Source organism: Novosphingobium sp. NFX11 (assembly GCF_057376415.1).
Genome location: NZ_CP080385.1, coordinates 1,780,917 through 1,795,177, shown reverse-complemented (window position 1 = coordinate 1,795,177; position 14,261 = coordinate 1,780,917). Strand labels below are relative to the sequence as shown.

The 14,261-nt window shown below is 64.1% G+C and carries 11 protein-coding genes and 1 pseudogene; all 12 read right to left on the bottom strand.

Features of this window, described 5'->3' with window-relative positions; genetic code table 11:
• Window position 1 precedes the first annotated feature (1 nt).
• Window positions 2-988, bottom strand: coding sequence for a CorA family divalent cation transporter (locus KZO24_RS26035; RefSeq protein WP_271183949.1), 987 nt, complete (start codon window positions 986-988; stop codon window positions 2-4).
• Window positions 988-2,547 (bottom strand): inorganic phosphate transporter, encoded by a 1,560-nt coding sequence (locus KZO24_RS26030; RefSeq protein WP_271184017.1) that lies wholly within the window; start codon window positions 2,545-2,547, stop codon window positions 988-990. Before KZO24_RS26030 ends, KZO24_RS26035 begins: the two co-directional genes overlap by 1 nt.
• A gap of 375 nt (window positions 2,548-2,922) precedes the next feature.
• Window positions 2,923-3,735, bottom strand: a complete 813-nt coding sequence (locus tag KZO24_RS26025) for a hypothetical protein (RefSeq protein WP_271183948.1) — start codon at window positions 3,733-3,735, stop codon at window positions 2,923-2,925.
• A gap of 55 nt (window positions 3,736-3,790) precedes the next feature.
• Window positions 3,791-6,076, bottom strand: a complete 2,286-nt coding sequence (locus KZO24_RS26020) for a TonB-dependent receptor (RefSeq protein ID WP_271183947.1) — start codon at window positions 6,074-6,076, stop codon at window positions 3,791-3,793.
• Between the two features lie 126 nt (window positions 6,077-6,202).
• Window positions 6,203-7,378: a TetR family transcriptional regulator gene (locus tag KZO24_RS26015; RefSeq protein ID WP_271183946.1), complete on the bottom strand. Its 1,176-nt coding sequence runs from the start codon at window positions 7,376-7,378 to the stop codon at window positions 6,203-6,205.
• A 273-nt stretch (window positions 7,379-7,651) separates the two neighbouring features.
• A pseudogene (locus tag KZO24_RS26010) lies at window positions 7,652-9,516 on the bottom strand (pyrroloquinoline quinone-dependent dehydrogenase).
• The gene (locus tag KZO24_RS26005; protein ID WP_486487427.1) at window positions 9,513-9,983 is read right to left on the bottom strand and encodes a hypothetical protein; all 471 of its coding nucleotides are present in this window, start codon (window positions 9,981-9,983) and stop codon (window positions 9,513-9,515) included. Before KZO24_RS26005 ends, KZO24_RS26010 begins: the two are co-directional and overlap by 4 nt.
• Before the next feature lie 49 nt (window positions 9,984-10,032).
• A complete protein-coding gene (locus KZO24_RS26000; protein WP_271183944.1) occupies window positions 10,033-10,275 on the bottom strand; it encodes a biotin/lipoyl-containing protein in 243 nt (80 codons plus the stop codon).
• Between the two features lie 9 nt (window positions 10,276-10,284).
• A complete protein-coding gene (locus KZO24_RS25995; RefSeq protein WP_271183943.1) occupies window positions 10,285-11,277 on the bottom strand; it encodes an alpha-ketoacid dehydrogenase subunit beta in 993 nt (330 codons plus the stop codon).
• A 15-nt stretch (window positions 11,278-11,292) separates the two neighbouring features.
• Entirely contained in the window at window positions 11,293-12,297 is a 1,005-nt protein-coding gene (locus KZO24_RS25990; protein WP_486487426.1) for a thiamine pyrophosphate-dependent dehydrogenase E1 component subunit alpha, read from the bottom strand.
• Between the two features lie 189 nt (window positions 12,298-12,486).
• Window positions 12,487-13,785, bottom strand: a complete 1,299-nt coding sequence (locus tag KZO24_RS25985; protein ID WP_271183941.1) for a M24 family metallopeptidase — start codon at window positions 13,783-13,785, stop codon at window positions 12,487-12,489.
• Window positions 13,782-14,240, bottom strand: a complete 459-nt coding sequence (locus KZO24_RS25980) for a cupin domain-containing protein (protein ID WP_271183940.1) — start codon at window positions 14,238-14,240, stop codon at window positions 13,782-13,784. The genes KZO24_RS25985 and KZO24_RS25980 overlap by 4 nt, the downstream gene beginning before the upstream one ends.
• Window positions 14,241-14,261 lie beyond the last annotated feature (21 nt).

The window sequence follows — 14,261 nt, the reverse complement described above, 5'->3', positions numbered from 1 at the left end:
GTCAACGAAAGAAGCCCCGGCTTCTCAGGAACAGGTAAGTGGCCAGCGCGGTACCTGCCGCCACTAATGTGGCCGCAAGGGTGCCGTAGGGGCCGGTGAACGGAAGGCTTCCGGTATTCATGCCGAACAGGCCCGTCACCAGCGTGGCTGGCAGCATCAATGCGGTCATGACGGAAAGCAGGTAGAGGTTCTGATTGGTTCGCTGGCTGGACTGCAGGTCGAGTTCATCGCGCAGCAGGCGCAATTGCCCCTGTACCGCCAGGGCATCGGCATCGAGGCCCTGCAATCGCTGCGAGAGCTTCTCCACTGTCGGCAGCAGGCTTTCGGGCAGGTCCTCGTCCTGCTCCAGACGGCGGAAGACCCGCTGGGTGCCTTCCAGCATGCGGTGGATCTGCGCCAGCCGCCGCCGGATGCCCAGCAGTTGCTGGCTGGTGGGCGGGCGGTGTCCCTCGAGAAAGTCATCCTCGGCAGACTGCACATCGGCTGAAAGCCGGCGTATCACCGCATCGATGTTCTGGCTGAGGCCGCTGGTGAGCAGATCAAGCGCATTGGCGGGACCGGCGATACGCACGCCGCTGTCGATGCGCTGGCGCACGATGTCGGCCGAGCCGAGGGGATGACGGCGGGCGGTAATGATCAATCCCGGCGTGACCATGACGCGCAGCGCGCCGACACGGGCGGTATCTCCAACGTCGAAATCGCGTTCCAGATCGTGCAGGATGCAGCACACCGCATCACCGTCCACCAGCGCGCGCTGGTGCGAGTCTGAGGAAAGCAACAATTCACGGGTGGAAGGCGAAAGGCCAGGCGCGTTTTCGATCCATGTGCGCGTGCCCTGATCGGCCAGGCTCAGGTGCAACCAGCGGAACTGCCCGTCGTGCGCGCTGTCACACCGGGCGACTTCATGAGCAGCCCCGTCCGCAGCAAAGTCCAGACCCCATATGAGGCCTGGACCCGCATTGAAATCGACAGGCCGGGTGTCACCCATCACAGCAGCATCGAGAATACCGCGTACAGGCCGCCCGCCAGCAGGATGGACACCGGCAGCGTCAGCACCCATGCCATCAGCATGTTACGCAGGGTGCCCATCTGCAGGCCGGACCCGTTGGCGGCCATGGTCCCCGCCACGCCGGAAGAGAGGACGTGCGTGGTCGAGACCGGCAGGCCAAGGTGGTCGGCGGCGAAGATCGTGCCCATCGCCACCAGTTCGGCAGATGCGCCCTGCGCATAGGTAAGGTGCGACTTGCCGATCTTCTCGCCCACCGTCACGACGATGCGCTTCCATCCGACCATCGTGCCGAGTCCCAGCGCAAAGGCGACCGCCACCTTGACCCAGGTGGGAATGAAGCGGGTGCCGGCATCGAGCGACTTCTTGAACCCGTCCAGCGCACCTTTGCGCCCGTCGTCGAGGCCTGCGGCCTTATCCTTGCCCAGCCGCTTGATCGCTTCGGAGGCGAGGTACATGTCGTTGCGCACGTTCTCGGTCGCAGCGGCAGGGACCTTGGCGAGCGAACCGTATTCGTCGACCTGGCGGTCGATGTTCCTGACCAGCACCGCCAGCGCAGGCACGGTTTCGGGCTTGTAGGCCTTGTCGGCGATATAGGCGGTAACGGCGCGGCGCGCCTCACCCGGACGCATGATAGGCGCATTGCCGCCGGTAAGCGCGGCATAGGCGGCGTCGGCGCCTACATGGAATTCCCGGGTGTAGCTTTCCGGCACGGCGCGGTTCAGCGCGTAAGCCGTGGGCACGGTGCCGATCAGGATCAGCATGATCAGACCCATCCCCTTCTGGCCGTCGTTCGACCCGTGCGCGAAGCTGACACCGGTACAAGTGAAGATCAGCAGCGCGCGAATCCACAGCGGCGGCGGCGCATCGCCCTTGGGTTCCTGATAGAGTTCCTCGCTGCGGACCAGCACCTTCATCGCAAGGAAAAGTAGCGCGGCAAGGCCGAAGCCGATCAAAGGGGAGACCAGCAGCGCTTGACCGATCTCGGTCGCCTTGCTCCAGTCAACGCCTGCGGTGCCGCTCTTGCCGTGCATCATCGCATTTGCCACACCCACGCCGATGATCGAGCCGATCAGCGTGTGCGAGCTGGACGAAGGGATGCCCAGCCACCAGGTGGCAAGGTTCCACAAGATGGCCGCGATCAGTAACGCGAAGACCATCGCGAAGCCGGCGCTGGAGCCGACCTGCAGGATCAACTCCACCGGCAGCAGCGATACGATCCCGAACGCCACCGCGCCGGTCGAAAGCAGCACGCCCAGGAAGTTGAAGAACCCTGACCATACCACTGCGACGTTGGCGGGCATGGCGTTGGTATAGATCACCGTGGCAACGGCATTGGCCGTATCGTGAAAGCCGTTTACGAACTCAAACCCGAGGGCGATCAGCAGGGCCAGAAACAGCAGCAGGAACGGCAACAGCGCGATCGCGCTCATGCCGGATGCACTGGCGTCCGACCAGACACTGCAGCCGACATAGACGAGGGCGGCGACGATCGCCGCGCCGAAGCCCAGCTGGCCGGCAACGCCCAGCCCCTTGTCCATTTCAGGCCGCGCATAATCGCCGACCGCAGCAGTTGCGTTCACGGAGCTTTCCCCTTCAGAATTCCTGATTTGGTTAAGGAGATTTCGTGACATCGGTGTTGCAACCCGCAACGATCCATAACAAACTTCGAAACCGGGAAAGAGACTGCCGTTCGGACATTGGAGCGGCAATCTTGAACCCACCCCTCGTAGCGATCCCGGCCGGCCCGGCGACGGCCACCTGAAAAGCGAATGACGGCTCGGCTCCTTTTCCTGCGGGTCGACGGAGAAGCGATACAGCACCGCGCCCTCTTCCCCGATCAGCCTGCGGCGCCAGCAGCGGCATGGCGCCCGTGCGGAAAGCCCTGCCCAATCACCGCATGGCAGGTCTCCCCGTCAACGGCCGCCGCCGAGTTCGGCGATGACGCGGTTGCGCGTCATGGACAACTGCGCGACGAGGTCGGTCAGCAGATAGGCATCGCGGCGGCGCGTCCATGGCTGGGCAGACTGGGGATCGTACTGAACCGGCAGCGGCACCTCGCGCGCGACGGACGCGTTCATGCCATTATCGCGAGAGACGATCACGCAGCGCTTCACATGGTCGCGGTGCCCCACGACGGCGACCTTGCCCAGCGCCTGCGCGGAACCAGCGTGGGCGACCGCCGCCTTGGCGACGCCATCGGTGCTCAGGTAGATCGTCTTGCCGTCCGCTCCCTTGGTGGGATGGATGGACACGACGTCCGTCATGCCATGCTTTTGCGTCAGGACCTGCGCGATCTCCCACTGCGCATAGACACGCACGCGCCGAGCGCGCGCGATGGCATGGACGGCTTCCGCCAGCAGCGCATTGATCGGCCCCGGCTCCGGCGTCTCCGCGCCATCGGAAAGTCCGGTGTTGGGATCGACCTTTCCGGTCTGCGACCGATAGCCGAAGCTGTAGGCGACCACGCTGTCGGCTTCGCGCAGTGGGCACGTCGGATATTCCCAGTGAAATCCCGCTTCGGTGATATGCGCGGCCAGTTGCCGTGCAACCGCCTGGTCGCCCAGTTCGCCATCCAGCGTCTTCACCATTAGGCGCTCCAGGGCTTCTATGTCGCCCCCTACGCCCGGGCCGCCAAAAGCAGCCCCCAGGGCGGAAGGGGCGAAGGCGCCCTTAGCAGCCAGCAAACCGGTCGGCGCACCGATCAGCAACGCGCGGCGTGTGGTCATGAAAGTCTCCCGTGATTGAAAGGCCGGGTCGGTCGCCCGGCCCGGCCGTCTGGCTTCAGAAGCTGACGTTGACGAAGCCGCCGACCGTCCGGCGCGCGTTGGGCGAGGTGTAGTGGAGCAGGCCAAGCACGCCGTACTGCTGCCATCCGGTCGAGAAGTACTTGTCGAACAGGTTGCGTGCGTAGACGCCGACCTCGATCGGGCGGTTGGGCAAGGTGAAGCTGAGACGGCCGTTCACCAGACCATAGCCGGACACATGCGAGTAGGCGGGCTGGCCCACGACGGTCCAGTATTCGCTGCGATAGGCATAATCCGCATGCGCCTTGAAGCCGAGGCCCGAGCCGAATTCGTGATCGTAGTCGATCGCCGCCGTACCCGACCATTCCGGCGCATTGGTCAGCCGCGAACCGGTGTAGTTGGTCGTGGCATTGTAGACGTAATTGGTGAACTTGGCGTCGGTGTAGGTCACCGCGCCCGACAGCTGCAGGCCGCGCATGGGCTGAACCACCAGGCTGCCTTCGATACCCTGGGTGCGCAGGCCGCCGGCATTGCCGATCACGGTGGCGTTGATCGTTCCGCCCGCACCATCGGGGATCTGCGTCAGGATCGTCGCCTGGAAGTCCTTGAAGTCCGAACGGAACGCATCGAGGTTGAAACGCAGGCGTCGGCCGAACCATTCGGACTTTATGCCGGCTTCCCAGGCCTTCACCGTCTCGTCCTCATAAGGCGCGTACTTGTTGCCGACGAAGGCGATGCCCGCGGGCTTGTAGCCGGTCGAATAGGTCGCGTAGAGCATGACGTTGTCCGCCACCTGATACGTGGGCGCGATGCGGAACGAGAAATTGTCGCCTTTCACACGGCCGAATTCGTAGGCGGGCGCCGCGCTCGAAGCGGTGAAGGCGGGCGTGTATCCCGCGATCGGCTCGGGGTTGATAGTGACGTAGTCGATGCTCTGCGAATTGTTGTCGTGCGTGTAACGGCCGCCCAGCGTGAGGGCGAAGCGCGGGGTGAAGTTGAACTTGAGCTGGCCGAAGGCGGCCATCGTCTCATTCACCGAGTCGAACAGCGAGGTATTGCCGTCCTCGCCGATGGCGCCCGTCAACGCGATAAGCGTGGGCAGCGGCGTACCTGCACTGTCGTAGAGCGGCTGCCCGCCGGTGGACCACTGCAGCTGCGTCTGGCGCGCATGCAGGCGGTTATAGAAGGCGCCGACCAGATATTCCACGAAGCCGCCGGTGGGCGATGCCAGATGGATTTCCTGGCTGAACTTGTCCGTATCGAGCTGGCCCAGATTGAAGGGGATATACGCATAGCGATCGTAAGGCGTCAGGCTTGCCGGCGTCCAGTTGTCGTAGCGGGTGGCACGGTAGGCGGTGATCGAGGTCAGGTCGTGATCGCCCAGCCTGGCATTGGCCCGCAGGGAAGTGCCCCATTCCTCGGTGACGATCTGGCCGAAAGATGAATCCGCCGTGTCTGCGCTCTGCGGCCCGGGATAGACGCCCAGTTCGTTGAGGATCGCGGTGACTGCCGCAGACTGGCCGGAAACGGGCGTACGAACACTGCTATCCCAGTGATAGGCATAGTCGCCCGAAAGGATCAGGTTGAAGCTGTCCGAAGGCTCCAGATAGAGCCGCGCGCGGCCGCCGTACTCGTGCTGCGAGCCGACCTTGCGGTTCAACGTCACATTGCGGCCGAAACCGTCGAAAGCCTGGTCGAAGCCGGATACGCGCAAAGCCGCGATCGGGCCGAGCGGGACGTTGGCGGTGGCGTTGAGGATACGCTCGTCATGCTCGCCGAAGCTGGCGCTGGCACGCAGGGACCACTCGTCCAGCTTGGGCTTCGTGGTGCTCACCGCGATGACGCCCGAGGTGGCGTTCTTGCCGAACAGTGTTCCTTGCGGGCCCATCAGGACGTCGACGCGGTCGATGTCAACGAGGCCGGTCAGGCCATTGGCGCGCTGACCGTCCATCACCACGTCATCGACGACGACGCTAACCGACTTGGCGTTCGAGAAGTCGAACGACGTGCTGCCGACACCGCGAATCTGGAACGCGGCGCCCTGGGTGGGATCGTACTGCACCCCCGGCATCGTGTACTGCAGGTCGGTGACCGACGTATACCCGGTCTTGGCCAGGGTCTCGCCGTCGATCGACTGGATCGCCAGCGGCACCTTCTGGCTGCTCTCCGCACGGCGCTCTGCGGTGACGGTGATCTCGGGAAGCGCGTCGTCCGCAGCGGGGGCTTCCTCGGCCTGCGCAGCGAATGCCCAGCAGGGTGCAACCGCACTGGCCAGAATCGTCGAGAGAAGGTGGATCGTACGCTTGCGCTGAATAGCAGACATGGGAGGGTTCCGTCCTGTTGACCGGGGTCTTCAGGACGCGCCTCTAGAGTTCGCCGATGACTCTTTTGAGACAATCGTATGGTATTTTTTTCGCTATTATATGCAATTTCAAAACTAATGTACGGCTCAAACTAAAGTGACTAACAGGTCGCGCATATCAGGCCATTCCGCCCGTTCCGCCAATACCCGCAGGCCATTGCCGATCGAGGCCATGACCATGGCCTGCACGCGCGCGCGGTCGGAATTCACCGCGATGCCTAGCCACTGCGCATAAAGCGCATGGACGTTTTCCGCGCGGCGGCGGCGCATATCGATGGCGAAAGGACGAAACGCCGGGTCGCCCAGAGCCGACAGTGCGCATTCGTGAGTCAGACGGATGATATCGCCATTGCCCAGGCGTGCGCCAGTGGCGTGGATCTGGCTGCGCAAGCGCCGGTATACCGCTTCCACGCCCGCGAAGAGGACATCGCGATGCGTCGGGAAGTGATGCGCCACGCTGGACGCCGCGATGCCGGTCGCCTGGGCGACGGTGCGGTGAGACAAAGCGCCCACTCCCTGCTCCACGATGATATCAGCGATTTTTTCGGCGATGACGCCCTTGGGGCCGAGCAGGACGGGCGACACTTCATCAAAGGCCGCTGCGGCCGGTATCGCCAGCCGCTCGACCAGTGCCATGTGCCATCGGGTCACCGCCGGATCAGCAGGTAAGGAGCCGCTGCGCAGCATGCCTCTCACGGTTGAATGCCGCAGCAGCCGATAATCCGGCTCATCCGCAAAGAGAATGGAAAAGACCTGTTCATCGAGACAGTAGCGGGTGATGAGGCGCGCCAGCCTCTGCCCTTGCGCCGAAGAGGCCAGCAGATCGCGCCACAGTCCCTCCCCCTCTTCGAACAACGTCGCAATAGCGGGTAGCGCGTACGGCTCACGTCCAGCCGTCAAGGCCAGTTCACACACGACGATCGCAGACGTACGCCGTGATCCAGCACCCTGGTCCAGCCATTCGCAGATGAGGTCCGGCAGGATACCGCTCGCCACCGGATCGTGATTGCCAATCCGATCCCGCCATTCCATGCGCGCTGCGGCAGCCAGTTCGATCTCACGATCCAGCACGGCGGCGATCAATGCCGCACGATCACCGATGCGATAGCTGATCGAACCGACCGAAGTAGCAGCGGCTTCTGCGACGCTGCGCAAGCTCATTCCTGCGATGCCCTTCGTAGCGATCACGCTACGTGCTGCGTCGACAACGCGCTGCGTTTCCAACTGTTTTGCAACTGACTTTGATATGTTTTCCGAGGCCATAGCACATGGCATATCGCCATTTACACTGTAGTCTACCGCCCTTTTCCAGCCGACACCCGGACGTTGTTTCGGGACAGCAAACGCGAAAATCGGGTCATATCTTCAATACAATAGCCGCGCCCCATCATGATGTTTTCGCGTTTAATTACATATCTGCACCGTCATGAACCTCATCAGCGAAGTGGCAAGGCACCACACATGATCCGCGATGGCGCCCCTTACCATGTCTCAAAGTTGCGTCGTAACCAGACAGCCAACCTACCTTCTAATGGACTATGGCAAAGTAAAGGCCACTACAGAATCACCTGATGTGGTCTGCATGTACGCGTGCCCGCCTGCCGCAATCACTACATACTGCTTTCCCGTTTTTCTTGACACATAAGTTATCGGGGTGGCTTGCCCGCCCGCTGGGAGACGCCCCTTCCAGATTTCCCTTCCCGTCGTCGTGTCGAATGCTCGTAGATAATTGTCCATCGCCGCGCCTATGAAGGTAACGCCACCTGCCGTATTAGCCGATCCACCTAGGTTGAATGCGCCGGGCAATGGTATGCCGAGTGGCGCCGTGTCCGCAGACGTGCCGAAAGTCCGACTCCAGGCGATCTTGCCAGTCGCGAGATCGACCGCCGCAAGCTTCCCCCATGGCGGAGCTGCGCAAGGGATGCCCAGAGGAGAAAACATCGGCAGCAAGCTGACACCATAATTGGTTCCATATTGCGGAAGGTAACCCGGTGCGTGGGAATCCTTTGCCATCGCCGGTCGATCCGTGTTGGCGCCATGACGGAACAAGCGCACTTCCTGCGGAATAGCCGCCGAGTTCACGATCATCAGATTGCGCTCAGGATCGATGCTGACGCCACCCCAGTTGAGGATACCGAACGTTCCGGGCCACTGCAGTATTCCGCGTTCCGACGGCGGTGTGAACATGCCTTTATAGTCAAGCGATCGAAAGCGAATCCGACACCACATCTGATCGAGCGGCGTAGCCCCCACATGCCAGCTTCCGTCAGAGGCGCCGGAGCGAAAGATGCAAAACCTGTGGGATAAGGCTGCGTGGGTGAGTAACGTTCACCTGGCAGATTCCCACGCGGGACTGGGCGCTCCTCGACCGGTGTAAGCGGTTTGCCGGTAGCACGATCGAGAACGAAGATTTCACCGCGCTTGGTCGGAACGATCAGCGCTGCAACTTTACGACCCTTCAGCACGAAATTCACAGCGCTGGGCTGGGCCGGCAAATCGTAATCCCACAAGTCGTGATGTACCGATTGGAACGCCCAGCGCACCCGTCCGCTGGTCACGTCCAGCGCTACGATCGAGCTGGCGTACCGTTCCAGCATCGGCGAGCGATGGGTGCCGACGTGATCAGGCGTCGCGTTGCCCGTGGGCACGTACACAAGACCCAACGCAGGATCGGCGCTGAAGGCGGTCCAGGCATTGACTGAACCGCGCGTCCACTTTTCGCCGGACTTGAGCGGCGGGGCATCGTCCGGACGGCCACTGTCCCAAGCCCAGAGCAACTTGCCACTCTTCACATCGAACGCGCGCACGACGCCGGAGGGGTCATCCTTGGTGTAGTTGTCACGCACATAGGCGCCCAGGATCGCCGTGTTGCCGACGATGACTGGCGGTGACGAGGTGTAGGAGCGGAACGGGTCCACATCACCCAGTCCTTCATCAAGGTTCACGGTCCCACCCTTCCCGAAGTCCGGACAGGGCGCGCCGGTTGCCAGGTCGCTTGCAAGGAAACGACCATCCACAGTCATGCTGAGGATCCTCCTGGCGCAGATCCCCGTTGCGGCAGGGTCGGCATGATAGGACACGCCGCGGCAGTTGAGCATCTGCGCATTGCCGATTTGCGTATGCGGATCGCGTAGCCAGATCTGCCTACCGGTATCGGCGTCGAGAGCGAAGACTTTGCCGGTAGGCGAGCAGAACACGACCTTGTCGTCCACCATCAGCGGCGTCGCCATGAAGGAAATGGACTTGATCTCAGGCCGCTTGGCCTTGGTGTCACCGGTTTTGAAGGACCATGCCTGTTTGAGCTTCGCGGCATTGACCGGGGTGATCTGCGCGGCCGGTGAATGGCGGGTGCCTGACAGGTTCGCGCCATAGTCCGTCCACTCCGCGCTTCCTGGGCTCACCGGAGCGAGGGGTCTACGCGACCGGGCGATACATCGAAGACAGGCACCGTCAGGAACGTCCCAAGCAGCGCCAGTGCCGCGACCAGCACGACCGCGCCGGGCCCCCAGCGCGTCCCGGCGTCGGAAGCGGAAGTCAGTCGGCGTCGCAGCCACGGCAGCACCAGAACGGCGCCGATCACCGTCGGCCCCGCAAGACGCGGCAGGAGCTGCCAGAACTGTACGCCGACCTCCCAGAAGGCCCAGATCACGGTGCCTAGCAGCATCGCCGCATAGAGCCAGAGTCCCCGCCCATCGCCCTTCCAGAGCAGTGCCCCGGACGCCGTGCAGGCCAGCCCGGCCAGCAGGTAATACGCCGATCCCCCCAGCGTCAGCAGCCTGACGCCACCGACGAGGAGCACCGCTCCAATCGCGATCAGCACTGCTCCCGCCAGCCAGCGCGGCCAACGGGCTTCCTTCCCGTCCTTCATTCTCGCGTCCTCTCCCGGAGGTCTGTTTCGGTATCGCGCGAAGCCGCCCTCAGCCCGTCTCGATCACCGCGATCGGGGCGCGCACGTCCACCGTCTCGCCCTCCCCGGCGACGATGCGCAGCAGCGTGCCGGAGACCGGCGCGGGCACTTCCACCGTGGTTTTCGCGGCTTCCACCTCGACGAGATTCTCGCCTTCCTCGACCGCGTCGCCCGGCTGCTTGAGCCAGCGGACGATCTCGCCGTCCTGCATCCCCATGCCGTATTGCGGCAGGACCATCGTGAATTCGGCCATGTTCGCTCCTCAGGCTGACTGGAACTCAACGGCACCTACGAGGCGCCTGGCGGCACTCACGATGCGCTCCACCGAGGGATAGAGCGGCTTTTCGATGAGCGGACTGAACGGCAGGTGCGTATCGGGAGTCGTGATCCGCACCACCGGCGCGCGCAGGGCCTCGAACGCCTCCTCGACGATGGTGGCGGCGATCTCACTGGCGGCGCTGCAGGTGCGGTTGGCCGGATCGACGCAGATCGCGCGGCCGGTCTTGCGCACCGAGCGCAGGATCAGATCGCGGTCGAGCGGGACCAGCGTGCGCGGGTCGATGACCTCCAGCGAGATGCCTTCGCCCGCCAGTTGCTTCGCGGCCTTGAGCGCGACGTTGACCCCGCCGGCGATAGCGACGACGGTGATGTCGGTGCCTTCGCGCTTGATGTCGCCCTTGCCGATGGGGATCAGGAAGTCGGGATCGTCAGGCACTTCTGCCTTGTTCATCCAGCAGGTGCCGTCCTCGAAACTCATCACCGGATCGTCGTCGCGGATCGCGGACTTGAGCAGGCCCTTCATATCGGCGGCATCGGAGGGACAGATGATCTTGAGGCCCGGCATGTTCATGAACATCGGGTAGGGCCGGTCGGAATGCTGCGCAGCATTGGAGTTGCCGTAGAACATGCAGGAGCGCAGCACGAGCGGCAGCTTCGCCTGTCCGCCGTAGATGTAGCGGGACTTGGCGATGATCGAGCAGATCTGGTCCATCGCCGGATAGAGGAACGAGGACAGCGTCGCATCGACGATGGGCCGCATCCCCACCATCGCCGCGCCGCCCGCCGCGCCGATGAAGCCGTTCTCGGAGATCGGCGTGTCGCGGATGCGCTCCTCGCCGAAGCGCTCGACGAAGCCGGTGGTGGTGCCGAAGACGTTGCAGCGAATGTCCTCGCCCATCATGAAGACACGGGGGTCGCGCTCCAGCTCTTCGGCCTGGGCCTGCTGGATGGCTTCGAGGAAAGTGATCTTGGCCATGATTGCGGTTCCTTCTCAGGCGTGCGCCAAAACGTCGTCGGGGATCGGCAAGCGATCGACGAAGACGTGGTCAAAGGCCTCCTCGAAGACCGGGTATGCGCTCTCGCGCGCGAAGTTCAGCGAATCCGTCACTTCCTCGGCGATTGCCGCGTCGATGGCGTCGAGATCGCCCTCGGCCACGCCATCGGCGAGCAGGCGCGCGCGGTAGAGCGTGATCGGATCGCGTGCGACCCAGTCGTCATGCTCCGGCCCGCGCGGGGTGAGGTCGCGGCCCATGTTCACCGCGTGGTCACGGTAGCGGTAGGTCTTGGTCTCGATCAGCGTCGGCCCCTTGCCGGCACGAGCACGGTCCACCGCCTCGCGCACGGCCTCCTCGACGGCGTCCACGTCCTGCCCGTCGACGATGACGCCGGGGATGCCGTAGCCATGCGCGCGGTCCGCGACATTGACGCCCGCCACGGCGGCGGAAGTCGGCGTGGACATGCCGAAGCGGTTGTTCTCGCACACGAAGATCGCGGGCAGCTTCCATACAGCGGCAAGGTTCATGCCTTCATGGATCGCCCCTTCGCTGGAGGCGCCGTCGCCGAAGAAGCACAGCGCAACGCGGTCCAGCCCCTGCAGCTTCGCGCCCAATGCTGCACCTGCCGCGACCGGGCCGCCGGAGCCGACGATGCTGGTTTCGCCCAGGCTGCCCATCGCGAAATCGGACAAGTGCATCGAGCCGCCCTTGCCCTTGCACACGCCCGTCGCCTTGCCGAGCAGTTCGGCCATGAGCGGGCGCAGCGTCGATCCCTTGGCGATCGGATGGCCGTGGCTGCGGTGCGTGCCGACCATGTAGTCGTCGTCGCGCAGCGCCATGCAGGCGCCGACGCCCGAAGCCTCCATCCCCGCATAGGTGTGCAGCGCGCCGGGGATCTCGCCTGCAGCATGGATGGATCCGGCCTTGGTCTCGAACTGGCGGATGCGCTGCATCCGGCGGTACTTCTCAAGCCTGCGGTCGTTGTCGCCGATGGCGGTCATCGCTCTCTCCTTTTCTTGGGGTTCGTCATTGCGAGCGGCGCGAAAGGATCCGGCACCGCACAAGCCGCCCTGGATTGCTTCGCTACGCTCGCAATGACGAGAGTGGGGTGTGTTCCTGCACTCGTCATTGCGAGCGACGCTGTCGCGCGGCAATCCAGCGTGGGGCCGCCCGGCGTGGCCCGTCGCACCTCATGCTGCGTTCGCAGGCTCGGGCGTCACCGCCTCGAACAGTTCGAGCGGGGCCGCGTACATCGGTTCGGGAGCGCCCGCGGTGATCGCGTAGACGTTCTCCATGTGGCACGGCCCCAGCTTCGCGCCGAAGTAGAGGCTGTCGAGCGAGATCAGCATCCCCTCCTCCATCACGAAGCCCTGCTTCACGCCCGCAAGGCCAGCTGCGGGGAAAGCCAGCGGGATTTCCAGCGGCATCAGGCCGATGCCGTGCGCCACGACCAGCAGCTTCTCGGGCGTGGCGATACCGTTGGCCTTGAGGTGCTCATAGCCGATCGCGGGCAGGCTGGCGGTGGAGACGCCGGGGCGCAGGTGGTCCACCATCTTCAGGAAAGCATCGCGCAGGACGTCATGCTGGTGGCGGTACTCGGCGCTGGCCTTGCCGACGACGGCGGTGCGGTTGATATCCACCCAGAAGCCGTCGTGGATGCCCTGCGTCTCCAGGATCACGATGTCGCCGCGCCGCAAGGCCCGGTTGCCGCGTGTGCGGAACAAGTCGGGGATGAACTCGTCCGCTTCGTAAGCGCCGCCGAACAGCATCGCGCCTTCGTCCACCGGGATCACTTCATTGCGCACCATGAAGTCGCAGATGCGCGCCTGTACGTCGTTCCAGTCGGCGCCTTCATGGAGCAGCGATCCGGCGTGGGCGATGATCCGGTCGGCCAGCTTGCCCAGCTTGCGGTAGCGCGCCAGTTCGCCGGGGGTCTTCACCACCCGCACGCGCATCATGAAGTCGAGCACGTCGGAATATGCATGCGGAACGGCGGCCGAAATGCGCGCGGAGACGCGGTGCTCGTCGAAGCCGATCGCCTTGCCCGCCATGCCGTGATCGACAAGGCCCGAAGCAATGGCGGCGGCGATGTCGGGCTGGCAACTGCCCCTGATCGCGCCCATCATCCCGGCGGCGTCCTCGGCCAGCTGGCCGCCGTTGCGGTCGGGGTCGATGTAGCGGCTGACCTCGCAGAAGTTGAGCATGTCGAACGTCCGCACCTCGCCGAAGGTGCAGGCATCGCCGTCCTTGTTGAGCACCGCGACGAGGCCGAGGTTCGCCTCCGGGATCACCAGTGTCAGCGGCTTGGCGGGGTCGGCGTATACGATGGCGGCGGCCATCGGCTCCATCTGCTGCCAGCGTTCGAGGATCGAGTGATAGCCCACCGCATAGCGCACGTCATGCGGATGGCTGAGCACGACCGCGTCCAGCCCCTCCGCCGCCATCATCGCGCGCAGTCGGTCGGCGCGGGGGTTTGAGGGTGCGGTCATGCCGCTTCCTCCAGCCCCTCGTTGGCGACGTTGGAGACGACCTCGCCCTTGGCCACGTCGCGCAGGAATTCGTGGTTGAGGATGAAGCGGATCTCGCCCGCCTCGTCGAGGAAGGCGACGGCGCCGTGGCCCATGAAGAGATATTCGGTCACTTCGTCGCAGCGCGCCTCGTTGTGGCGCGAGCCGATCGGTTCGTAGCCGTAAGTCCCCGCAGGCGCTGAGCCGACGTCGTAGATCAGCTCGCCCTTGGTGACGAAGTACTGCCCGTGCCCAAGGTGCCAGTGCGGGGCGAAGGTCGCGCCGGGCTCCATGTGGACCCACAGGACCCAGTCGCCGGTCTCCTCGCTGTAGCGCAGCAGCCGGATCGTGGTTCCGGTGCCGAGCGCGACTTCGTGGCAGTCGTTGATGTTGACGATGAGGTCGCCGAGTTTTCCGGCATCATGCTGAACGGTCATGGTTCTTGTCCTCTCGTTGGG

Coding starts and splice junctions, on each gene's coding strand:
- KZO24_RS26035 (WP_271183949.1), bottom strand. CDS start 988: ATGGGTGACACCCGGCCTGTCGATTTCAATGCGGGTCCAGGCCTCATA.
- KZO24_RS26030 (WP_271184017.1), bottom strand. CDS start 2,547: ATGGACAAGGGGCTGGGCGTTGCCGGCCAGCTGGGCTTCGGCGCGGCG.
- KZO24_RS26025 (WP_271183948.1), bottom strand. CDS start 3,735: ATGACCACACGCCGCGCGTTGCTGATCGGTGCGCCGACCGGTTTGCTG.
- KZO24_RS26020 (WP_271183947.1), bottom strand. CDS start 6,076: ATGTCTGCTATTCAGCGCAAGCGTACGATCCACCTTCTCTCGACGATT.
- KZO24_RS26015 (WP_271183946.1), bottom strand. CDS start 7,378: ATGGCCTCGGAAAACATATCAAAGTCAGTTGCAAAACAGTTGGAAACG.
- KZO24_RS26005 (WP_486487427.1), bottom strand. CDS start 9,983: ATGAAGGACGGGAAGGAAGCCCGTTGGCCGCGCTGGCTGGCGGGAGCA.
- KZO24_RS26000 (WP_271183944.1), bottom strand. CDS start 10,275: ATGGCCGAATTCACGATGGTCCTGCCGCAATACGGCATGGGGATGCAG.
- KZO24_RS25995 (WP_271183943.1), bottom strand. CDS start 11,277: ATGGCCAAGATCACTTTCCTCGAAGCCATCCAGCAGGCCCAGGCCGAA.
- KZO24_RS25990 (WP_486487426.1), bottom strand. CDS start 12,297: ATGACCGCCATCGGCGACAACGACCGCAGGCTTGAGAAGTACCGCCGG.
- KZO24_RS25985 (WP_271183941.1), bottom strand. CDS start 13,785: ATGACCGCACCCTCAAACCCCCGCGCCGACCGACTGCGCGCGATGATG.
- KZO24_RS25980 (WP_271183940.1), bottom strand. CDS start 14,240: ATGACCGTTCAGCATGATGCCGGAAAACTCGGCGACCTCATCGTCAAC.